Source organism: Mesorhizobium sp. WSM4808 (genome assembly GCF_055811675.1).
The window spans coordinates 348,008-371,045 of the sequence record NZ_JBVVQX010000002.1 but is presented as its reverse complement, the minus strand read 5'-3'; the positions used below and the strand labels follow the sequence as shown (position 1 = coordinate 371,045).

At 57.1% G+C, this 23,038-nt stretch carries 18 protein-coding genes; 6 read left to right on the top strand and 12 right to left on the bottom strand.

Annotation, left to right across the window (positions count from 1 at the left end; genetic code table 11):
* The first annotated feature begins 14 nt into the window (after window positions 1–14).
* The 3 genes from rfbB to AC0L2U_RS04480 are packed head-to-tail and all read left to right on the top strand — an operon-like array spanning window position 15 to window position 6,399.
* Window positions 15–1,085 carry a dTDP-glucose 4,6-dehydratase gene (gene rfbB, locus AC0L2U_RS04490; RefSeq protein WP_127272411.1) on the top strand — a complete coding sequence of 357 codons (1,071 nt, stop codon included), beginning with the start codon at window positions 15–17 and terminating at the stop codon, window positions 1,083–1,085.
* Window positions 1,082–1,984 (top strand): dTDP-4-dehydrorhamnose reductase, encoded by a 903-nt coding sequence (gene rfbD / locus AC0L2U_RS04485; RefSeq protein ID WP_473601485.1) that lies wholly within the window; start codon window positions 1,082–1,084, stop codon window positions 1,982–1,984. The genes rfbB and rfbD overlap by 4 nt, the downstream gene beginning before the upstream one ends.
* The gene (locus AC0L2U_RS04480; RefSeq protein WP_473601484.1) at window positions 1,981–6,399 is read left to right on the top strand and encodes a glycosyltransferase; all 4,419 of its coding nucleotides are present in this window, start codon (window positions 1,981–1,983) and stop codon (window positions 6,397–6,399) included. Before rfbD ends, AC0L2U_RS04480 begins: the two co-directional genes overlap by 4 nt.
* Before the next feature lie 99 nt (window positions 6,400–6,498).
* On the opposite strand, the gene AC0L2U_RS04475 is transcribed toward AC0L2U_RS04480, so the two are convergent.
* The 10 genes from AC0L2U_RS04475 to AC0L2U_RS04430 form a co-directional block, all read right to left on the bottom strand.
* Window positions 6,499–8,334 (bottom strand): DUF7657 domain-containing protein, encoded by a 1,836-nt coding sequence (locus AC0L2U_RS04475; RefSeq protein ID WP_473601482.1) that lies wholly within the window; start codon window positions 8,332–8,334, stop codon window positions 6,499–6,501.
* A gap of 49 nt (window positions 8,335–8,383) precedes the next feature.
* Window positions 8,384–9,082, bottom strand: coding sequence for a methyltransferase domain-containing protein (locus AC0L2U_RS04470; protein ID WP_473601480.1), 699 nt, complete (start codon window positions 9,080–9,082; stop codon window positions 8,384–8,386).
* Window positions 9,083–9,114: 32 nt separating this feature from the next.
* Entirely contained in the window at window positions 9,115–9,516 is a 402-nt protein-coding gene (locus tag AC0L2U_RS04465) for a GtrA family protein (protein ID WP_473601479.1), read from the bottom strand.
* Window positions 9,517–9,545: 29 nt separating this feature from the next.
* Complete coding sequence (locus AC0L2U_RS04460) at window positions 9,546–10,478, bottom strand: glycosyltransferase (RefSeq protein WP_473601477.1); 933 nt, start codon at window positions 10,476–10,478, stop codon at window positions 9,546–9,548.
* 378 nt (window positions 10,479–10,856) lie between these two features.
* Window positions 10,857–11,735 (bottom strand): hypothetical protein, encoded by an 879-nt coding sequence (locus AC0L2U_RS04455; protein ID WP_473601475.1) that lies wholly within the window; start codon window positions 11,733–11,735, stop codon window positions 10,857–10,859.
* A 558-nt stretch (window positions 11,736–12,293) separates the two neighbouring features.
* Window positions 12,294–13,226, bottom strand: coding sequence for a hypothetical protein (locus AC0L2U_RS04450; protein WP_473601474.1), 933 nt, complete (start codon window positions 13,224–13,226; stop codon window positions 12,294–12,296).
* Window positions 13,227–13,230: 4 nt separating this feature from the next.
* Complete coding sequence (locus tag AC0L2U_RS04445; RefSeq protein WP_473601472.1) at window positions 13,231–13,854, bottom strand: class I SAM-dependent methyltransferase; 624 nt, start codon at window positions 13,852–13,854, stop codon at window positions 13,231–13,233.
* Window positions 13,855–14,874 (bottom strand): glycosyltransferase family 2 protein, encoded by a 1,020-nt coding sequence (locus AC0L2U_RS04440; protein WP_473601471.1) that lies wholly within the window; start codon window positions 14,872–14,874, stop codon window positions 13,855–13,857.
* A 99-nt stretch (window positions 14,875–14,973) separates the two neighbouring features.
* A complete protein-coding gene (locus AC0L2U_RS04435; RefSeq protein WP_473601469.1) occupies window positions 14,974–15,546 on the bottom strand; it encodes an ABC transporter ATP-binding protein in 573 nt (190 codons plus the stop codon).
* Window positions 15,547–15,680: 134 nt separating this feature from the next.
* On the bottom strand, window positions 15,681–16,472 hold the full coding sequence (locus AC0L2U_RS04430) for an ABC transporter permease (RefSeq protein ID WP_473601467.1): 792 nt from the start codon (window positions 16,470–16,472) through the stop codon (window positions 15,681–15,683).
* Window positions 16,473–16,883: 411 nt separating this feature from the next.
* Here AC0L2U_RS04430 and AC0L2U_RS04425 point away from each other — a divergent pair, with 411 nt between their 5' ends.
* The 3 genes from AC0L2U_RS04425 (at window position 16,884) to AC0L2U_RS04415 (ending at window position 20,505) form a co-directional block, all read left to right on the top strand.
* On the top strand, window positions 16,884–18,872 hold the full coding sequence (locus AC0L2U_RS04425) for an SDR family NAD(P)-dependent oxidoreductase (RefSeq protein ID WP_473601465.1): 1,989 nt from the start codon (window positions 16,884–16,886) through the stop codon (window positions 18,870–18,872).
* A gap of 32 nt (window positions 18,873–18,904) precedes the next feature.
* Window positions 18,905–19,840: a glycosyltransferase family 2 protein gene (locus AC0L2U_RS04420; RefSeq protein WP_127320325.1), complete on the top strand. Its 936-nt coding sequence runs from the start codon at window positions 18,905–18,907 to the stop codon at window positions 19,838–19,840.
* A gap of 122 nt (window positions 19,841–19,962) precedes the next feature.
* A complete protein-coding gene (locus tag AC0L2U_RS04415; RefSeq protein WP_127397109.1) occupies window positions 19,963–20,505 on the top strand; it encodes a sugar transferase in 543 nt (180 codons plus the stop codon).
* Between the two features lie 52 nt (window positions 20,506–20,557).
* Here the strand turns inward: AC0L2U_RS04415 and AC0L2U_RS04410 are convergent, their stop codons facing one another.
* Entirely contained in the window at window positions 20,558–21,493 is a 936-nt protein-coding gene (locus AC0L2U_RS04410; RefSeq protein ID WP_473601463.1) for an NAD-dependent epimerase/dehydratase family protein, read from the bottom strand.
* Window positions 21,490–22,815 (bottom strand): O-antigen ligase family protein, encoded by a 1,326-nt coding sequence (locus tag AC0L2U_RS04405; protein ID WP_473601523.1) that lies wholly within the window; start codon window positions 22,813–22,815, stop codon window positions 21,490–21,492. The genes AC0L2U_RS04410 and AC0L2U_RS04405 overlap by 4 nt, the downstream gene beginning before the upstream one ends.
* Window positions 22,816–23,038 lie beyond the last annotated feature (223 nt).

Genomic DNA, 23,038 nt, shown 5'->3' with positions numbered 1-23,038 from the left:
GTGAGGACAGCGGCATGAATTTTCTGGTGACGGGCGGTGCTGGCTTTATCGGTTCGGCGGTGTGCCGGCATCTATGCGCCAACCCGGCCTATCGGGTGACCAATCTCGACAAGCTTACCTATGCGGGAAACCTCGCCTCGCTGCGGCCGATCGAGAACGCACACAATTATCGCTTCGCGCAGGCCGACATCTGCGACGAAAAGGCTGTGCTCGACATCCTCCGGCGCGACGATATCGACATCGTCATGAACCTTGCCGCCGAGAGCCATGTCGACCGCTCGATCGATGGGCCGGGCACCTTTATCGAGACCAACATCGTCGGCACCTACAAGATGCTTAATGCCGCGCTGGAATATTGGCGCGGCCTGCCCGAAGACCGGAAGAGCCATTTCCGCTTCCATCATGTCTCGACCGACGAGGTGTTCGGCGATCTTCCCTTCGACGGCGGCATGTTCGTCGAGGAAACGCCCTACGCGCCATCCTCGCCCTATTCCGCCTCGAAGGCGGCCTCGGATCATCTGGTGCGGGCCTGGCACGAAACCTATGGCCTGCCGGTCGTGCTTTCCAATTGCTCGAACAATTACGGACCCTATCACTTTCCCGAAAAGCTGATCCCGCTGGTCATCCTCAATGCGCTCGATGAAAAGCCGCTGCCGGTCTATGGCGCCGGCGCCAATGTGCGCGACTGGCTGTTCGTCGAGGATCACGCACGCGCGCTGGAACTTGTCGCGACCAGGGGACTGCCGGGCGAAAGCTACAATGTCGGCGGCAATTCCGAGCGGACCAACCTTGGCGTCGTCGAGACGATCTGCGATCTGCTCGACGGCAGGCGGCCGCGGGCAGGGGGCAAGAGCTATCGCGACCTGATTTCCTTCGTCACCGACCGCCCCGGTCACGATCGCCGCTATGCCATCGACGCCTCGAAGATAGGCCGAGACCTGGGCTGGGCGCCCAATGAGAATTTCGACAGCGGCCTCGCCAAGACCGTCGACTGGTTTCTCGACAACAAATGGTGGTGGGGACCGATCCGCGAGCAGCGCTATGCCGGTGAACGGCTGGGCGAAGCACGCAAGGGGGCGGCGTGAGGCTGGTTGTCACCGGACGCGACGGACAGGTCGCGGCGAGCCTTCTGGAGGCCGGCCAGGCGGCCGCCGGCGTTGAGGTCATCGCCATTGGCCGTCCGCAACTCGACCTCGCAACACCCGACACGGTGATCGAAGCCATCGCGGCCGCGAAGCCTGATATCGTAGTGTCGGCCGCCGCCTACACGGCGGTGGATCAGGCCGAGGACGAGCCCGATCTGGCATTCGCGGTGAACGCCGCCGGCGCCGGCAAGGTGGCGCAAGCAGCAAGCCGCCTGGGCGTTCCCGTCATCCATCTTTCGACCGACTATGTCTTCGACGGCACCAAGGACGCCGCCTATGTCGAGACCGACGCCACCGCACCGCGCAGCGTCTATGGCGCCTCCAAGCTTGCCGGCGAGCAGGCGGTTGCATCAGCCAATCCGCGCCATCTGATCCTGCGCACGGCATGGGTCTACAGCCCGTTCGGCAAGAATTTCGTGAAAACCATGCTGCGGCTGGCCGCCGACCGCGACGAGATCGCGGTGGTGGCCGATCAGTGGGGAAATCCGACATCGGCACTTGATATCGCCGACGCGATCCTGCATGCGGCGGCACGGCTGCACGAGGGCGCGGGCACATCCGGCATCTATCATCTGGCCGGAACCGGCGAGGCCAACTGGAGCGGCTTTGCCCGCCATATCCTCGACACAAGCCGCGTGTTGGGTGGTCCCTGGGCGCGGGTACGGGACATTGCTACGATGGACTACCCAACCAAGGCGCGCCGCCCCGCCAATTCCCGGCTATCGAGCGCGAAATTCGCGGCGGCGTTCGGCTGGAATGCACCGGACTGGCGGCAATCGACGGAAGCGGTGGTGCGCCGGCTGCTAGCCGGTGAGCCGAAACAGGCATTGACGGCATGAACAAGCACCCTTCAGCGGAAAACACGCGCGATGCCGCGCCCGTCGACGAGCCGAAGGCACGCAAGGCAAAGCCGAAAGCAGCCAAACGCACCTGCATCATGGTGCTCGGCATGCATCGCTCGGGCACCAGCGCGCTGACGAGGGCGATCAATCTGCTTGGCGCGGAACTGCCTAAGAACATGCTGGGCGCCAATCTATCCAATCCAACGGGTCACTGGGAGCCGGAGCGTCTCATTGCGCTGCACGACCAGATGCTGGCCGAAGCAGGAAGCAGCTGGGATGATTGGCGATCCTTCGATCCCAACGATCTCGGCGCGCAGCGTCTGCGCTTCTACAAAGCAGAGATCGCGCGGCTGATCGACGAGGAATACGGCAGCGCGCCGTTTTTTGTGCTCAAGGAGCCGCGTATCTCACGTTTCGTGCCGCTTTATGCGGAGATCTTGAGGCGCATGCGCATCGATGTTCGCTATGTGCTGATAGACCGCAATCCGTTGGCTGTGATCGCTTCCCTGGCGAACCGAAACGGTTTCACGATGGGCTTCAGTTCGCTTCTTTGGCTTCGCCACGAATTGGAAGCCGAGCGCGCAACTAGGGGTCGGTCACGCATCTTGTTGTCTTACGAGAGTCTGCTTGATGACTGGCGACAGGGTATCGACGGGATCACTGCTACTCTCAGCCTAGACTGGCCGGTACCCGACGTGAAATGGCAGTCCCTGCTGTCTGAGCATTTCGCTACCGACAATCAGCACTTTGCCGCCAGCACTGAGTTGCTCGACGCAGACCCGCGCATCATTGACTGGGTCAAAGACGCTTATACCGCACTGATAGCGCTCAGGTCCGATGATACTGATGCAGTTGCAATAGAAATTCTTGATCGGATCAGAGCAGAGTTCGAATCTGTTTCACGAACTTTTGGCGACGCTTTTTTCCTTGAAATTGATTGCCGTCTCCGCGTGTTTCATCGGCAGAAGTTGGAACAGCAGCAATTAGCCAAACAGCGCGATGCGCGGCCCGCAAAGCAGGAACCATTCGTTTCACTTCGTGACCTGTACGACGCGCATCGCGGCAAAGTGTCGGATAAATGGTCGATCTATCTCAGCACCTATGACCATATTTTTTCAGAGTATCGAGACAGGCCGGTTCGAATCCTGGAAATCGGAGTTCAGAATGGCGGATCCCTAGAGATATGGAAGAAATATTTCCCCGATGCTGAAATAATCGTCGGCTGTGACGTCAATCTGGCTTGCGGAAATCTCGTTTTCGACAGCCGGAAGATAAAGATTTCCGTAGGTGACGCCAATACTGATGAAACAGAGCGCGACATCATCTCGATGTCGGAAAAATATGATATTATAATTGATGACGGATCGCACCTATCCTCGGATATAATACGCTCGTTCGCGCGATATTTCCCCCACCTTTCCGAAGGGGGCATCTACATCGCCGAAGATCTGCATTGCAGTTACTGGCAGGAGTTCGAGGGCGGTCTCTACGATCCGCTTTCCTCAATCTCGTTTTTCAAACGCCTGCTTGATGTGGTCAACCATGAGCACTGGGGGCTGGATCGCCGTCGGGTCGATGCCTTGGCGACTTTCGCCGACAGGCACCAGGTCGCATTCAACGAAGCTTCTCTCGCATCGGTTCATTCCGTCGAGTTCTTGAACTCGCTTTGCATTGTAACGAAGCTGCCAATTCCGGAAAACGTCCTGGGCGCGCGCAGCGTGCACGGGCGGGTCGCGCTCGCCGACGAGGGCATGGTTGCTCTCGACGAGACGAGGAGCAAGGCGACTGACCAAACCCGAAACCAGTGGTCGCTGAGAACGACGACCATGGAAGCGGAAATCGAAACCAACAGGGCGTTGGTGGTAAGCCAGGAAGCACGCATCGAGGCCTATTCCGGTGAGATTGCTGCGCTGACGGTCGAGCGCGAGCATCTCCGCGCGGCCACGCAAGCGCTGGAGTTGGCCCACACCAATCTCGCGGCAAAGGACCAGGACATAGCGGCGCTTCAGCGTGAGTTGCAGGAGCGCGAACATAAGCTGCAGGAACGCCACCGGCAGATGGCCGTGTTGAATCACGAAATCGAATTGGTTCACAGCAGCCGGACCTGGCGGTATCGATCGGTTTGGAAGAGGCTTGTGTCACCCCCAGCCAACGCAATTCTTTATGCCGGACGGACCATTACGGCCAACGCACTTCATCACCTGGAAGGCGTGCCATTGGGCAACGGGGCGACGGAGTGGACAACAACAGGCGATGATCCGCAGTTCGAACTCGGCTGGCCGGGCTCCCGGCCTTTGCCCCCCGGACACTACAGGCTCAGCGTACACGTCCCGGCTGAAACGGACGCGTTGGCCAACGCGCACCTCTATGTCGACAGTGGCAAGGGCTACAACGAGATTGAGCGGATCGATCTGCGGTTTCGTTTGAATGGAAAGAGCCCGGCCGTGGCCGTGTTTTCGCTTGATGCCGGTGCTCAAAAACTGCGTGTCGATCCGAGTGAGGGCTCTGGCAAGATCGCTATCGACCGTGTGCGGCTGCGTCGGCTCGGACGGATTGAATATTATGCGTCCCTCATTGGGAGAGTCGTCGCCCGCCAGGTGAAAAACCCCGGCACGCTCGTGCGGTCTGCGGCTCGTGGCATAAAGATCCTGAGGCAAAGCGGCCTTCGGGGATTTGCGGCCATGCTCCGCTCGACGGAAGCGCTAGGTCCACTGGGCAGCGTTACCTATGAGAGGTGGATCGCGCTCAACGATACGCCAACGGAACACGACGTTGCGGATTTGAGGCAACGATTGGCCCAGTTGGATAACAAGCCGCTTATTTCAGTGCTGATGCCAGTCTACAACACCCCGGAGAAACTCTTGCGGGAAGCGATCGACAGCGTCCGCGCCCAGATCTACGAGAACTGGGAGTTGTGCATAGCGGACGATTGCTCGACGAAACCGTATGTGCGGCGCGTTTTGAACGAATATGCGAAACGTGATCCGCGCATCAAAATCGTTCTTCGCGACAAGAACGGCCATATCTCGCATGCATCCAATTCTGCGTTGGAGCTGGTCACCGGTGAGTGGGTCGCATTGCTCGACCACGACGATCTTCTCCGTTCGCATGCGCTGGCCGAAATCGTGCTGGAAGTCGATCGTCATCCTGATGCAGAACTGATCTACAGCGACGAAGACAAGATCGATGCGGAAGGCAGGCGCTATGACCCCTGTTTCAAGCCGGATTTCTCGCGGGAGCTTTTCCGCTCACAGAACTATCTGAATCACCTCACCGTGCACCGGGCGGAAAATATCCGCGCCGTCGGCGGCTGGCGCCCCGGCTTCGAGGGCAGCCAGGACTATGACCTCAATCTGCGCGTCTTCGAGCGCATTGGCCCTGAGAGAATTAGGCACATTCCGAAGGTGCTCTACCATTGGCGCGCGGTGGAAGGCTCGACGGCGCTTGGAGGTTCGCAGAAAAGCTACGCCTATGTGGCCGGGTTGCGGGCGTTGGAAGAACATGTCGAACGCATGGATATTCCGGCGAAAGCCGAGGAAAGTCCCGGCACAGCCAGTTACCGCCTTCACTTTTTCGTCCCCGAACCGCAGCCGTTCGTGAGCCTCATCGTTCCAACGCGCGACAAGGTTGAACTCCTTCGCAACTGTGTGGAGTCCATCCGCGAAAAGACCACCTACGGGAATTACGAGGTTCTGGTGGTCGACAATGGCTCGGTGGAGGAGGAAACGCTTGCCTATTTCAGCGAACTGAAGAATGCGAAGAATGTTCGTGTGCTCCACTACGACAAGCCGTTCAATTATTCCGCGATCAACAATTTCGCCGTGGGAAAAGCGAAGGGCTCGATCATCGGCCTCGTCAACAACGACATAGAGGTGATCTCGCCGGGCTGGCTGACGGAAATGGTCTCCTGGGCCGCTCAGCCGGATGTGGGTTGCGTCGGCGCCAAGCTCTATTATGCCAATGACACAATTCAGCATGGCGGGGTGATTGTTGGATTGGGCGGTATTGCAAATCATTCGCATAAGCATTTCCCCCGCCATCATCCGGGGTATTTTAGCAGGCTAAAGGTCCTGCAGAACCTCTCCGCTGTCACCGCAGCCTGTCTCCTGATCCGCAAAAGCGTGTTTGAAGAAGTAGGGGGCCTCAATGAGATCGACCTGACGGTCGCCTTCAATGATGTGGATCTTTGTCTGAAAGTGGGGGCAGCCGGCTATTCAAACGTCTGGACGCCCTATGCCGAGCTTTATCATCTCGAAAGCGTCTCACGCGGCATTGATGCTGCTCCGGAAAAAATGGCACGCTTCCATAGTGAGGTTGCGTATATGCAAGGACGATGGAAAGAAATCATCGAGCGTGATCCTTTCTATTCGCCGAATTTGACAAAAGCGCGCGAAGATTTCTCGCTAGGCTGATGTCGAAAGAATAGCTATGGCTCTGCTGGCTGAATTTCGCCCGCTCACGGCCATCGGTTGTACGCTCTTAACCCTCGGCTCTTGATCAGTCGCGCTAGACTAGCCCCGTATTTTGGTTGTAAACGCCTTGATCGGAACCCAAGCTTGATCGGGCGAAGGCGAGCGAGGTTCCGGCACGTCAGTTGGAATGATGTGTGCGTACCGGTTGAATGCATCATTAAACGCTGCTTCAGGCATTGAGGGAAACACTCGCCGGAAGAACGAAAGCTGCGGTGCTGTGAGCGTGTGATTGATTGCCGGCACACCCGCGCCAGAGAATAGAGCGCCATACATACCAGGCATGACGGCCCATCCGTTAGGGTTGGTTTTTGCCTGCTCGCGAAGCGCGGTCAGAAAAGGCGTTTCCGGAATGTCGAAAATCGGAAAGGCCTGCTGAAAAGGATTGAACATACCGAACGTAATCGCGCCAGAGACAAATGCAGAGCCAAATAATATCCGCCCATTGTTTCTTGTCGGCTGACCAAGGTACCAGACATACCCGGCGCTCAAAACAAATGGAACAATTGCAATCCATTCGAAGTATCCACGCGTCAACGCGTTAGGATTTTTTTCATATGAATACCCCGGAATCCAAGTAAACCCTGCCTTTGACAGAAACCAAGTCGATACCATAATTGCTAAAAAAAACGCAATTCTCTCTTTCGAAATTACAAATGTGCATCTAGATGCGGCAACAATTATAGATATGGTAAAAAGCAATCCAAATCCCCAGACCATACGCCCAGGTTGAACTTTGTTCCAGAGCAGGATCTTCCCAATACTGGAAGATATCGGCAGTGTCATCCACGCTAGCATCAAAATCAAACCTAGCCCGACCACCCCAAAAGAGACGAAGTTGTTTCTCAAGGTTTCAGCCAATGACCGATAGCTGACAAAAACGAGCACTGTCAGAGGCAGGAGGGTCGAAACAACTGCAACCTCGCATTCGTTAGTCGCGAGAAGCGGCGAGAAGCGCACCGTCGTAAAAAAAGGAAAGAGATAGGCAAGCAACCTCATTTCGTCAACGCCACCGCCCGATATCTCCCTTTGGCCAGGATAGACAGTCGCCTGCATAATCTGAATGAGATCGCTGAAATACAAAACAAAACTGATACCGAGGCAAGCAATCGCCAAAACTGCGACAGCAATATTCGCAGGAGTGATCATATCGCGTCGGAAGGCCAGGAGCAGTATTCCCAGCGAAAACGCTGCGGGGATCATGAAAGGGGGGTAGACGAAACCGAACACCCAGACAGCGCAGGTCCAGAAAAGAAGTGGCAATTTCAGCCACGGACGAATCGGAAGCAGGAATGCTATTAGCGGCCAGGGAGCGAACGCAAATGTTGCACCGTGTGATGTCCACCACACCTGCACCAAATGGGAGCAGAAAAGACAGCCGGCACCGAACACTGCGATCCACAGATCGGCACCAAATTGCCGCAAAAGGATGGTGTAACCAGCTAAAAACGCCGTCCAAAGCACGGCAAAATATAGAGAATAAGCATAGGCCGGCGGCAAGACCCAAAAGCCCCAAAGCTGCGGCTTGAAGACAAGAGACCAATCCAGAATAGGCAAAGCCCAGAACCCTTTCAGGGACTCATGATAAGGGGAAATCTGGTTGAAGGTCGAAAAGCCGCCGCGGACGGCAGTTTGAAATAGCGGCGTTAGGACGATCCATTCGTCCGATCGAATGGGGCGGGCTGACAGAAGCAAGGGCCTTGCATGCGAGCCAAGATATTGCAGGCCCATCGCATAGTGCGACGGCGTGAGCGCCAATCCGACATAGACGGCAGCAACTGCAAGAAGCGAAATCAGGAGTACCCGCGCGGTTTGCGCCTCAGTCCAACTGAACCCAAGCAAGCTCCATCTCTGTAACTCCACAGTGGTCCCAGTCATCAAATCTCTTCCCGCCGGAATGGGTTCCATATACCGCAAGTATCTTCAGCTATCGTACGATAACGGCACAATTGGAGCTAAAAAGACCTAGAGGAATACCGGTGTTAACTATTGCAGCCGGACTTCTCCCTGATTTGGGCCAGTCTTTCATAATAGATCGGCCATCCAAAAAGTCCATATTTTCTGGATGCGTCCAGTACGAATATCTGGTTCCATTCAGCAGTGTCCGAAAGAGCCGGGGCGTGTAGTGCAGAAACGGAAGACCTGTGTGATGCTCAACAGGAAACCAACGATTAGGAAAGGCAATAAAAACTTTTTTTGCCACCCTTAGATGTTCGGAGATAAACTCGGTCCTCTGTGCAGGCCCTCCAACATGCTCTATTACCGCGTTGGAACACGCGATGTCAAAGCTTTGATCATCGAAGGGCAACCGTTCTCCAGCGCGTATTTGTTTGAAATGGACTTTTGGGTAGTTGGAGACGACCTGCTTCCCATCGCCCAGGCCGACGCAAGTGATATTGTGTTGCCACGGATAGTGTTTCTCGAGGAAATTGGCCCCGTCATTCTCGTCGTCGGAGACGCCAATATCCAGGATGCTGGAAGTGCTGCCTGGTGATAGCTCTTCCATGAACAAATTCATCATCGCCATACGGGCGCGTTTTAGAAGGCGCATCGAAAATGAATTATTCACGCCATCTCTGTAGTAAATAGAGTCAATATTCCCTCCGGTATCTTTCGTCTTATTCACGACATCCTCTCCATTGTTTATCGCGTGCACCGTTACGTCTTCCTGTTGCCGGGAAAGACAAACATGTTGTAGAGAAGAAAATTGACCACCAGGCCAACGGCTGCGCCCGCACAATAGGCAGGAACGTGCCGTAGACTCGCGTCGTGGGGAGCAATTGCGGACATTACGGCAAGGTTGGCTCCCGCTCCGACAGAGCTCGCAACCAGGTAGCGCAAAAACTCGGCAAACGCGGTATAGACGCGCCATGCCGAGAAAGTAGCAACTCGATTGACCGCCCATGTTGTGGCGATTGCGACAATGGAGGCAATGATCCGCGCGCGCCAGTATTGAGTGGAAAAAATCAGTGTCAACCCGAAGAATACGGTAGCATCGACTATGAACCCAAGAGCCCCCACGCCGAGGAAATCGGGAAGCTTTCTGATGCGCTGCCTCATGTGTTTTGCCTCGACGCGCCTACTGTGGATCATGGCGCCGGATATCGGAGGTAGGCCAAGCGCTTCGCCTCGCGCCGGCCGCGCGTAACGGTGTCAAGAATGAAGCCGCTGGATAACGAGAGCAGCGCGGACACCATGATGCCCGTCGCAAGAACCGCTGTCGGCAAACGGGGTACGAGGCCGGTTTCCATAAACTCGATGATGACAGACGCGCCAATGAGCAGAGAGAGCATCGCCAAGATACCCGCCACAATAGAGAAGAAGGCAAGCGGCCGCTCCTCCTTCACGAGGAAACCGATCAAGCGCAGTATTCGTAAGCCATCACTGTAGGTCCGCAACTTGCTCGCAGAACCAGTTGGTCGTTCGCGGTACGGGGCTGTGATCTCTGATTGGGGTAAGCGGAGATCGAGCGCATGCACTACAAGTTCGGTTTCAATCTCAAACCCGGTCGATAGGGCGGGAAACGATTTAGCATAGCGCCGCGAAAACGCTTTGTATCCAGATAGCATGTCGGTGGTTGCTGCGCCGAAAATTCGTCGAACGAGGCCGGTTAGGAGCTTATTCCCCCATTCATGGCCGCTTCTATATGCGTCGGAATTCTCAGCCACACGCGCGACATTTACCATGTCGTAAGGGCCGGAACAGAGCTCATCAATTAGGCGTTGGGCTACAGACGCGTCATAAGTGCCGTCCCCATCGACTAAAATATAGATGTCCGCCTCAATATCGCTGAACATTCGCCTAACAACGTTTCCTTTTCCCTGGTTTTTTTCTTTGCGTACAATCGCTCCTGAGCGAACAGACGCGTTATAGGTGTCATCACTCGAATTATTGTCATAAACGTACACATCGGCTGCGGGTAGATGTGATTTGAAGTCATGAATTACGTCAGCAATAGTTAGCTCCTCGTTGTAGCAAGGAACAAGTACTGCTATTTTGTGTTCACGGTTCTTGCTAGTCATGGCGCTTGTCATTTTTCGCAACAGCCCGGGGGGTCGAAGACTTCCTTCACGCAAAAGCATTTCAGATAGGATCGCGATTGGCTTCGACCGCGAGTATCGATTCCGCCCCTACATCATGTAAGCATGTCCCGCTTCCATCGGTCCGAGTTCCAGGATGCGCTTGCCGGAAAAATCCCCAACGGTTTCGAAAGCCAGTCGATACGTGAGTCTTCAAAGGGGGCGGCGCGCTCCCGAGGGCTGTTGTGGGATCGGCCGTCGCTGGAAATTTGGACGACCATTCGCCTTTGAAAATATCAACTGCATCGTGGTCGCTTGGCGCAGTTGCAACATATTTGTCAAGAATGTCCATTGGTTCCTCGATGCTAGTTTGACGTATCTTTACTGGGGGGCTGGTAGAGTTCTCGCGTCGATGAATGCCGGCATCGTATATAGTCGCCCGTCGTGGGTGACAAAGGCGAAGAGTATCAATACCGCCAGACTTGCTGCTGCCGATTTCGGCAATGGGATCCACGACACTCCGCCGATGGCTGCAGCGATGAACAAGGTCAGAAGCGGCAAGTAGTAGCGGAATTGCATCCCTCCGGTATATCCAGTCTCTAGATGCGCGCCGTACATCGTTGCTATGTGGAGTACTGCAAAAATTACAAGAGCCAGAAGCAGCGATATCGCAGTCAATTTGAATTGGTTGAACAGAACTCCACCGGAAACAACAGCAAAGCTAGACAAATAAGTCAAAGGCCAAAAGCTGAGCCCTGATGTCGTATATTGATAGACGACATGTGAGTAAATTCCAGAAGACTGGATAGTCATCTCGACCCAGAATTTATCAATATACTGCAACAATGTCATCCGGTCTTGAACGAACATTGCAGGGGCCGTACGGAGAGCCATCTCGAAAAAGTCAACTGGCGTTGGAAACGGCTCGCCGTACACCGCCAGGATTGTCAGATAATACCCGAGCCCAACGACCAAGGCCATCAGCACGGAGGGCATCTTGAACACGTCGACGACAGCTTGGATGCCTCGCCCCCGTAGCAGGACGAAGGCGCCAGGTAACAAGATCGCACCGGCTTGGACAAGCGCAGTCACCTTGACCAAGGCGACAATCAGGGCTGCTGAAACAGCCAGTCCGAAAAAGCGAGGATCTCTTGTGACGTAGAACTTAGCGCTAAGACAGGCGACAACGACCACCAGAAAAGTCGCCAGATTGTCGTTGTTTATTCCAGTGAAAAGGTACATGAGGTAGGGGATGGTCATAGCGCATATCGTTGCAACTAACGCTGCAAGGGGGCTCGATGCGATAACCCTAGAAAATAAAAATAAGGCCGATATAGTTGCTAGACCGATGATATAATTTGCTAATTGAAGTGATATTTGTATTTCGACGCCGATTATTGAGAGTATAGAGGAAAATTTTCCCAGAATAGTATAATAAAGTGCCGGATGCTCAAGATATGACGCGCTAGCTCCGTTTGAGTAGTTTGGTATCAGGCGCCCATTGAATACATCCATGATGTACATCATGTGGTACGGCTCGTCGGGGTGCTCGACCGCCGTGACGAACGATGACCACCATAGGTAATAGGATGTGAAAACAAACCACAACACTATCCATGGCGTAGCCGCTTCAAGTTTGTCTCGGTACGCCGTCACGTTTCGCTACTCCAAGGCGCCATTTAGCACTGTCGAAAAAAGGATGCGGACGCGCGACACCCAGCACAAGAATGACAAGAAGCGCAACCGATGATGTATCGCAGCAATGGATCTGTCATGGCAAATAGTTGCCTTGCACGGGCGCTTCCCCCATTTGCGTGTTCATGCGCTCTTCCCCTTTTGCAATATCAATTCCAGCAGGGCGACCAGGCAGTCTCCGAGAACGGTGACGAGCCGGTTGCCGAGAGCAACCGCGGTGGCTGCCGGAGGCGGCAGGCCCGCGGCGGTAAGCCCCATGATCAGAACTGCTTCACGCACTCCAAGCCCACCCGGCGCTCCCGGAACGACAAAGCCAATGAGCCAGGCAGCCGCTCCTATGCCGACCAGTTCGGCCAAATGCCCTGCATCGTCCAAGGTTCTGGAAAGCGCAACGATCAGCAACCCATTGCCGATGAAAAACAGTGCATAGAGAAGAAAGGCTTCGGCAGAGACGACTAGCGCTCTTCTCCCGATGCCGGCGATCCTGAAGCGAAACAAAAGCGCTGTCCCGACGGCAAGCGCCAAAAGCCCGGGGGCGATTATTCCCGCGAGCAATCTAGGGTTATCGAGACCATAGCGCGCATAGGCATCCTGGAAAACTGGCCATGCCAGCAAGGCGGCCAACGTTCCTGCGGCAAGGACGATGATGGACAATTCCCCTATCTGGGCAAAGGCAAGCGCCTTGTTCGACGCTCCGGCATTGCGGGCGAGGGCAAACCGGCCAACCATATGCATCACGTTGCTCGGCAGGTATTTGTAGATCTGCGTCTTCCCAAAAATGCCAAGCGCACGACCCAACCCAAGCGACGGCCCGTCAACGGCAACCAGGAAGCGATACCAGGCGATGCCGACCAGTTGCAGGATGACGGCATAGGCGAGGGCGCAGCCCGGTATGGCGATCAGAAAAAATGGTGAAATAAGTTGTCGTTGCAGGTCGCCGAAGGAGCGATGGACCGCCAATCCGACGAAGACAAGCGCGGCAAGGCTGACGATCAGACCCCCGGTGCGAATTATTGAATTCAGCTTTCTGCTTTTGGCTGATGGTGCCGTCTGCATTGTCTCAGTCACAACGGCAAAGGGCCATGGTCCAAGGAAGCGGCTTGCGGACCTCCACGACCTCCAGCGATTTGCCCAGCAGGTTGATGAAGGATGCGGATGACCAGTGCTGGATATGCCCCGGCGTATTTCCAAGGCTTGGGATGTATTTACCTCTGGCCATGTTAAGTGCTCGCCAGACAGGCTCCCGTGGCACGCTGACAAGAAGGTAAGGTTTGGCAAGCGATTTGAGTATCGCAAGGGCTTGTTCGGTATCTGGGATGTGCTCGAGAACTTCGCAACAGATCACCAGTTCGGCCGAAGCGACTTCCGGTGTCAGGTCGAAAAGCGAGCGTGTTTCAAATATCGGCCCCAGCCCACGCTTCGTGCATTGCTCATTAGCCTCCGAAACACTGACGGATTCCAGGTCGCTGCCGCGAACATTCCACCCCCGATCGTGAAGGCGAATGGACAAATTTCCCTCGCCGCAGCCGACCTCGTAGGCGTTGCGGGCGCCTGTCTTCGCCGTCAACATATCGAAACTGCTCAGAAAGCCATCCATGAGATATCGTGCGATCGGATTCCGGGTATTGTATTTGTCGTAGTAATTGCCCGGAACGTTATCGTAGGCTGCTGGCGCTTCGTTCATCTACACTATTCCGCTTATTTTACCTGCCTGAACCTTGGAACCTTCGCGATCTATCGAAAGCGAGCGGATCAATGCATTTTCCCGATGTTCCTGTTGCAGTTGCCTGATCCTGATTTCTTCGAGGATCTGCCTGTTGACCGCGATCAGTTCGGAAAGGATACCGCTCATGGCGAGGATGCCAGCAAGGGCAAGCAAGGCGCTGGAGAGAACCAGCGACTGAATGTTGCCGCTGCCTTCACCCCTTAGATAATGGAAAAGGAACCGGGCGATCATGATCAAACCCGGCGTGGCGACTATGGCCGCACACACCGAGAAGAAGCGCAGCGGGCTATAGACGACAAAGATCCTCACAACCGTTATCAGGGAGCGCCGCACATAGCTTGGTATGCTCTTGACCAGCCGTGAGGGCCGGAGATCGCCGTTCACGCGGATCGGCACGGAGGTGATCGGAATGTTCCTGCGGCCCGCCTGGATGATCGTTTCCAGCGTGTAGGTGTAGCGGTTGAAGACGTTGAGCTGTATCGCCGCGTCGCGGTGGATGGCACGGAAACCGCTCGGCGCGTCGGGAACCGTCGTGCCGCTGGCAAGCTTGACGACCAAACTTCCAAGCTTCTGCAGGAATTTTTTGACGGGAGAAAAATGCTCTATCTCGCTGATCGGCCTTGCGCCGACGACGATCAGGGCCTTTTTCTCCAGTATGGGGCGGACGAGATCGGGAATGCAGGAGGCATCGTATTGGTTGTCGGCATCGGTGTTGACAATAACATCGGCGCCGAGTTTCAACGCAGTTTCAATGCCGTTCATGAAGGCTTTGGCAAGCCCCTGATTGTGGGGCAGCGAGACCACGTGATCCACACCGTTTTCCCGGGCAACCTCCACTGTGCGGTCAGTGGAGCCATCGTCGATCACGAGCCACTCCACCGTGTCGAAACCCTCGACCTGACGTGGGAGATCAGCAAGCGTGACGGCGAGTGTCCCCTCCTCATTCAAGCATGGGATCTGGATGATAAGCTTTGACAATCCACCCTCTTCTCTTTTTTCTTAAGACCGGCTGGCTGCCATTCACGGCGGGGACCTGAAGAACTTTGGATATGAAGCCAATTGATCGCGAGGCGGCTTTTAAACCAGGGACTCGATCCGGCCAGCTCGAAGCGTCATTTTCTTCGTGCAAACGCGCTCGATGAGCGCTTCGTCGTGGCTGGCCAATACGATGATGCCGGCCTTTTCCGCCAGTTCGTTCATCCGTTGTTTGGCTTTTTCCTGGAACGATGCGTCGCCGGCGCCAATCCATTCATCCATCAGCAGAATTTCGGGCTCGAGCGTGGTCGCCGCCGCAAATGCCAGGCGCGCCGCCATGCCCTGGCTGTACGCCTTGAACGGCAGGTCGATGAAGTCACCCAGTTCGCTGAAATCGACTATTTCTTCCATCTTCTCTTCGATCTCGGTCGCCGTCCAGCCGCTGATCAATCCTCTTAGCACGATGTTCCTGCGCCCGGTGGCCTCCGGGCGAAACCCTATGTTGATGTTGAACAGGGCATCGACCTTGCCCGCGATCGATATCGTGCCACCCGACGGCTGATAGATTCCATATAGAACCTTGAGCAGCGTCGTCTTGCCGGCACCATTCGGGCCGACAAGGCCCAACCGGTCGCCTGCCTTGAGTTCGAAGCTGACATCGTCGAGCGCCTGCACGACCTGCTTGGTGCCCGACTTGGCTATGTTGCCGCCAAGAGCGCTGCGACGCCGGCCAGGCGCCGAAAGTGTCAATTTTTCGAACAGACGATAAACGAGGCTGACATTGTTCAGTTGGATGGATGTCATGGAACTCAGATCAGGAAAACGATGCGTTTGCGATAACGGCCCAGCAACAGCAACGCAAGAGCCCATAGGCCGAGACTGATGTAACCAGCCACGGCCAACGCATGCGTCGGAAATATGCCGGCCGTGATCGGCTCACGCACGCCCTCCAGGAAATAGGTGAAGGGATTCCAATGATAGGCATACTTTTGGACGCCTTCCTGACCGCTATAGACCCAGAAGACCGGCGTGAAGAACATGCCGACCCGCATCAGATTCCCGACGATGAACTCACTATCGGGAAAGAAGGCGCCCAAGAACGCAAAAACCGTTACGAATGCAGGCGTTGCCAAGATGATGAGCAGCAGACCCAGCAGCGATAGCAGCCAATTCGCGCTGATCCCGTAACCGCCCAGCAGCAGAACAAGAACGCAACCCGCCAACGAATAAGCAGCCCTGATGATGCATTGCATCGTCAATCGCATCACATAGACGAACAGCGGCAGCGTTGTGCCTTGAATGAAGCTCGCTTCTCGCTGGAAGAGCGACACGCTCATGGTGATGGTCTCGGTGAGATAGAACCAGACCAGCATGCCGATGGCTACATAGGCTATATAGCTTGGGTTGCTGGCGTCGGTGGTCACGAAAACAAAGACAAAAGTGCCGACGAAAGCGAAATAATTGACCAGCATCCAAAGCGGGCCGAGCGTCGTGCGTCTGTGCTGGTCGCCGATGTCCTCGTGGGCAAGCGCGATCCAGACCCGGTGTAATCTCATGGCCTTTGAGATATCGTCAAAAGCGCCGTTTAGTGCCGCAATCATAGCTGGGAGTATCGCAATCCGTTATTCTGGCGCATTATTCTTCGCTGGCCATAGCGAACCACCAAGCCCGTCTCTAATAGCCATTTCGATGGGCATATGGCAACGCATTGCGTCGTAACGCGGTGGGGAGCAGAGTCAACTGCGGCAAAACTGAACGCATGCTGATGCTGTGTGACTTATCTATTAGCTCTTGATAATGTTTCCTTTGCGGCAATCGCCCCAGCATGATCCATGTTCTCCACTGGACGCCTCTTCTCGAAAAAACCTCTAGCTATGCCCTCCGCCCCGCAGTATGCGATACACCACGGTGGGGGCCGGGGATGGCACTTAAGGTGGATTGGTCGCGAAGTATCTTCGTGTTCGCACTTCGCTGGTGTCGATCCCCTTGAGCCTGGAGTCTAGTGCCGTCCAATGAATTCTTACCTCGAATCAGTATTCGGGCTCAGGCCACAGATGCGGCGCGTCTTCATCATGGTCCAGGACGTGGTCATGGTCCTGGTCGCCGTGGCGCTCAGCCTCGTGCTTTCGCGGTCTAATCTTTCGTTCGACGCGCTCTCCAAGGAGGGTCTGGCGACATGGGCGGGCATCGTCGTCATCAGTCATTTGCTGTTCCGCTACAGTGGCCTCTACACCACCGTCTGGCGCTTCGCCTCGACGCCGGACTTTTTCAACATCCTGAAGAGCTGCGCGATCTTGACGTTCACTCTTTATGTGGCGTCGCTGCTGCTGCGGTTTTACCGGCCGGTGGCGGGGCTCAACGAGCGTCAGTTCATCGTCTTCTTCCTCGTCTCCTTCACGATCATATCGGCACCCCGGCTGTTCTACCGCTTCCTGCGTGACGGCGCGAGCTGGGGGATTCTGAGCCGCAAGACCGACATCAGGCAGGCCAAGCGCGCTCTGTTCGTCGGCCGGCTCGGCGAGGCCGACCTGATCATCCGCTTCACGCGCACGGCGCAACCGGCGGACTATTCCATCGCAGGCATCATGGCGACCGAGCGCGGCGCCCCGTTGGGCACGCGGATTCAAGGTGTTCCCGTGGTGGCGACCATGCCGCGCCTGATCGATGTCCTGGAAGACTATGCGACCGGCACCAAAAGCCTGGACTTGCTGATTTTCGGCAGCGGCGCCGAGCACGAAATCGAGGACTATTCGGAACTCGTGCGCATTGCCCGGCACGGCGACATAAATGTGGTGCAGTTCTCAGGCCTTTCGGAGTTGGAACAACACGGAAAGCTGGTTCTCGACACCGTCGAGATGGAAACGATCCTGCGCCGTCCGGCGGTCGCGTCCGACATCCAGCGCATCGGCGCCTTTGTCAGCGGCAAACGCGTTCTGGTAACCGGCGGTGCCGGTTCTATCGGCCAGACGCTGGTCAAGCGGTCGCTGGAACTGGGAGCCGAGGCGTTGCTGGTCGCTGACAACTCCGAATTCGGCATCTTCCAGCTGAGCCAGTATGTTGACGAGAAGGACCATGACCGACTCAAGGTCCGCATCGTCGATGTCTCCGACCGGCGCCAGATAACGCGTGTCGTCACGGAATTCCGGCCGGACATCATCTTTCACGCCGCGGCGCTCAAGCACGTGCCGCTGCTCGAGGAGAACTGGGATTCGGCCATTCAAACCAACATTTTCGGAACGCTCGTCTGCGCCGAGGTTGCCGCCAAGTGCGGGGTTGCGCAATTTGTCCTGATATCGAGCGACAAGGCGGTGGATCCCTCATCGGTGCTTGGCATGACGAAGCGGGCCGCCGAACAGATCATCAGTGCCTTGCACGGCACGCCGGCAGGCGAGACGGGCGGGCGCCTCCCGGCCACCAAGTTCATTGCAGTGCGGTTCGGCAATGTCTTCGGCAGCAATGGTTCGGTGGCGACCATATTCCAGGCGCAGATCGAGGCTGGGGGACCCGTCACCATCACCGACCGACGCATGACGCGCTATTTCATGACCGTGGCCGAAGCCGTCGATCTCGTCATCATGTCGGCGGCCGATGCCGCGTCGCGGCAGAGCGGACACGATTACGCCGTCTATATGCTCGACATGGGCAAGCCGGTGCCGATTCTTGAAGTGGCCGAAACGATGATCCGCTTGTCCGGAAAGAGCCCATACAAGGACATCGCGATCCGGTTCACCGGCATCAGGCCGGGCGAAAAACTTCACGAAACGCTGCATGGCGAAGACGAGGAACTCGTCGAACTCGGCATCTCGAAGGTTTTCGGCCTCAGCACGGACGTCGTGGAATGGTCGGATGTCCAGGTCGCGCTCACGGCCCTGCAGCAGTCGGCGAAAAACCAGGACAAGGCTGGCGCGCTCGCCGCATTGGCAGGTCTCGACCGCGCCAAGAAGGCCAGGGCAAGTGCACGTCAAGACGCGATCCCGAAAACGGCGGGGCAGGCGAGCTAGGCCCGTTCAGAATTCAGAAAGCGATCTTGCTCGTGAGCAAAGATGATCTGCGCATCGCGGTCCTGATGGGCACGAAAGACGGCGCCGCCTTCATCGAGGAGCAGCTGCAGTCCCTGCTCGAGCAGTCGCACCCTCTGGTCGACTTGTGGATTTCAGACGATGGCTCCACCGACGGCACGACCGCCATCATCGAGACATGGAAATCCCGCTGGCGGCCCAAGGGACGGATGACGCTGGTAGAGGGGCCGCGGCAAGGCTTCGCCGCCAATTTCCGCTCCATGATCGTCGACCGACGCATCGAGGCGGACTGCTATGCCTTCTGCGACCAGGACGATATCTGGGAGACTGACAGGCTGGAGAGCGCTATCAGCTGGATGCGGACCCAGGATGCGAAAACCCCGCTGATGTTTTGTTCGCGAACCGCAACCATGACGGAAACAGGAAGCCTTGTCGGCCATTCGCCGCTGTTTGCCCGGCCGCCATCCTTTCGCAATGCGCTTGTGCAAAGCATCGCCGGCGGCAACACAATCCTGCTCAACGCCGCGGCACGCGACCTGCTGGCCAGGGCCTCCACGCGGACCGGGTTCGTCAGCCATGACTGGTGGGCCTATCTCATAGTGACCGCCGCCGCCGGCATCGTCCGCTACGATCCGCGACCGCTGGTGCGCTACCGGCAGCACGCGGCAAACCTGGTCGGCGCCAACGTGTCCTGGAAAGCAAGGTTCTCTCGGCTTGGCCGCCTGTTCAAGGGGGAATTCGCCGGCTGGACGGACCTCAACCTCGACGGTCTCGCCGTCAATCGCGATCTCCTGACCGAGGACGCGACGGCGTGCCTCGACCTTTTCATCCGCGGGCGCAACGGTGGCCTTTCCCGCCGCTTGGCAGGCTTGCGCCAAAGCGGCGTCTATCGGCAGACCGTTTCCGGAAACATTGGGCTCTATCTCGCCTTCATCCTGGGGCGCATCTGAACATTGCGACGGCTGCGTGGCGCGCTTGGTCAAGAGATCGGCTCATGCTACGTCGACCGGATTGACGGCATTGGCCTGCGGCGTTGCCTCGGGACTTCGGCAGGGAGCACTATCGGCCGTTCATGAAGACAGCCAAGCAAATCTTCGATATTGCCGGTGCGGCTCTGCTGCTGGTGGCCACATCTCCTGTCTTGGCGCTCACCGTCCTTGCCGTTCGGGCATCGTCGCCGGGCCCGGCTATTTTTTCACAGGTGCGGGTCGGCCGTGACGGTCGGCTTTTTCGCTGCCACAAGTTGCGCACGATGTATGTCGGGACGCCGTCACTACCCTCGCATGAGGCGCCGGCGGATTCCGTGACATCGGTCGGGAAGGTCCTACGGAAGTTCAAGCTCGACGAGCTGCCGCAATTCTGGAATGTCCTGAAGGGCGAAATGAGCCTGGTCGGGCCGCGCCCCTGCCTGCCGACCCAAACCGAGTTGATCGAGTGTCGCAGGCGGCTGGGGGTTTTGGCGGCGCTGCCGGGCATAACCGGCCTGGCCCAGATCAGGTGCATCGACATGTCGAACCCGGAGCTTTTGGCCGAAACGGATGCTGCCTACCTCCGCACTGCGTCGTTCTGGCTCGATCTTCGGATACTGTTTGGAACGCTCTACCGCAGACCATGATCCCAAAAAGTGGAAGCCGGTTTTTGGGAAAGATCATGGTCAAGCAAGAAAGTCAGGATCTACCGAGCCGCGCCAGCTCGGCCAGCCGCTCGACCGTGCGGGCTTCAGGCGTCCACCCCTGCGATACCAGCAGGGCGGGGTCGCATATCTGTGTCGCGGTCAGGCTGTCCCAGAACGCCCGCCTGCCGAGCGCGGCCACGACCGGCCGTATCAGACCGGCCGGCACAGCCATCAGGCGCTCACGCCGCCCCAAACCTCTGCGAAAGGCGGCGATGATGGCCTCGACGGCGACCGGCGGCACATCTGCGCCGACACAGATCGGGCGAAGCGGTCCGGAATGGCTGAGCAGGTGCGACACTGCTCGCACCGCGGCCTCGGAAGACATCAGCGAGCGGATTCCGGTCAAGGCACCCGTCGGCAGCGGCAGCGGCGTATCGGCAAGGCGCATCAGCGTTGCCAGATTCCCCCTCATGCCGCTTCCATAAACCGGAGGCAGGCGCAACACGGCGGCGTCCGAGCGGCCGTGTAACGCGTAGGCGTCCAAAACCTTGATCTCGCCTTCGCGCTTCGAGCGTCCATAGGCGCATTGTGGGGCAGGAAGCGTGTCCTCGTCGATCGTTGCGCTGACGTGCGCGCCGATCACCGCTCGGATCGAGGAGAGATGGATGAAACGTCCGCTTATCTGGGCGGCCGCGGCATGCGCCAGCCTTGCGCTCAGTTCCACATTGGCCGCTTGGTAATCGGCTTCGGTTGCATTTCCCTGATCATTGTTGAGGCCGGCGCAATGGACGACGTCAGTCATATGCCGGGTCAGTTCCAGGAAGGCGGCGGCCGGCGCATCGAAGCCGGGCATCGGCACAGTCTCGTTCTCCGAACCAAGCCTCTCGGGATGGCGGGAGGCGAGGCGAAGCTCGGCACCGGCTTCGCGAAGGTGGCGCACGACAAGGCGCCCGATGAAACCTGTCGCGCCCGTGACCAGAACCTTCATGGCCTTACCCGAAACAGCTCTTTGGTGGCTGATGGAAGTGCTCGCTCTTCCATCACTGGTGCAAGTGCCTGCTCTTCCAACAAAGGAACATGGCGTCCGGAGGCGAGATATGTTCCGCTCACCAGGAAGACCATCAGCACCGAGTCCAGAATGTCATGGCCGATCAGGATGCCTGTCATTCCGGCCGTCAGATAGGTGATCACCACGACAACAATCATGGTCGCGCCGAACCGCTCGCTCGGATCGTTGCTGTTTCGCAAGACCCGGGCGGCATTTCCAGCGGCAACGATAAAGATCGCCGCCAGCGTCACGGCACCCAGAATTCCCGCTTGCACCAGGGCGGTCAGGAAGCCGTTGTGAAAATGGTTGAAGCCTGTGTCCATCGCGAACTGCTCATGAAAGCCCTGCTTGATCAGATGCTGGGTTGCACCCACACCGTGCCCGAACAGTGGCATGTCATGGAATGCTTTGAGGCCGATCTCCCAAAGCGCAACACGTATTCCCAACGAGGTGTCGTAATTGCCGCCAGCCCCAAGCGCACCCCAATCGGAGCGCAAAAAATCGACCCGCCCGGATATCGCCTGGAAGCTGGAAGCGGCGATCACGACGCCGACCGCTGCCAGCAGCAGCAGCAGGCGAACGGCATTCCTGCCTCTGAGCCTGTGCCGGTTGATCAGCATGACGGCGATGCCGGCGATCAGCAGTGCCAGCCAGACGATACGCGAGCCGGAATAGATGACGGCGATCGTCCCTGCCAGTGCCGCGTAGAAGAGGGGTGTCCGGGCTTGCTCAACACCGGACAAGGCGCCAGCCACACACATCACCACGGCAAGGCACACCACGGTTGCGAAGACGATCGGATTTCCGGCTCCACCCTCGGCCCTGACGCCAATCCAATATTGCTGGATGACGGCCATGAGCAGCGCGGCAAAACAGGCGGCCATGCTGGAAAGCACGATGATGCGGGTAAGCGTGATTTTCTGAGTGATGCTCCAGGTCGAATAGGACACGGGAAAAAACAGGAAGGTGACGAGCGGGATAAGATGTGGCGCATCCCGGGCGAACGAATTGTTGACGATGGACGCCAGGAGATTGGAGGCGCAGTAGGCATAGATCGCGACCGTCATCCAGATCATGGCCCGGTCGGCGTTGAAGCGCCTTTTCCGTAAAGCAGTCAGCAGGACTGACGAAAGGCCTCCGCCATTGAATACAAAGCTGACCACCGATCCCAGAACCGGTGGAAAAAAGAAGCAAAGGATGGAGAAGTAGTTGTTGATCCGCGAAGGCGTGAATTGCTGTCTCAGGGATGAAAGCCGGGTCAATTTTCGGGCTCGCTGTCTTCGGCTAGTTTCATGCGGCGGATCTTGTTTGGCGAAGTTTAATGCGCTCGCCTCGAAATTGCCCATGATGCACTTGCCCACTTCCCGAGGCTGGTATAGCGGCTGCCCCCCATTTTCGATAGTGTATAGGGCAGATTGCCACCGAAAAGCGGCGGCAGGCGCGGGCCGACCAGAGGAAGTCCCTTGAAAGCCGCAGCTGATCCAT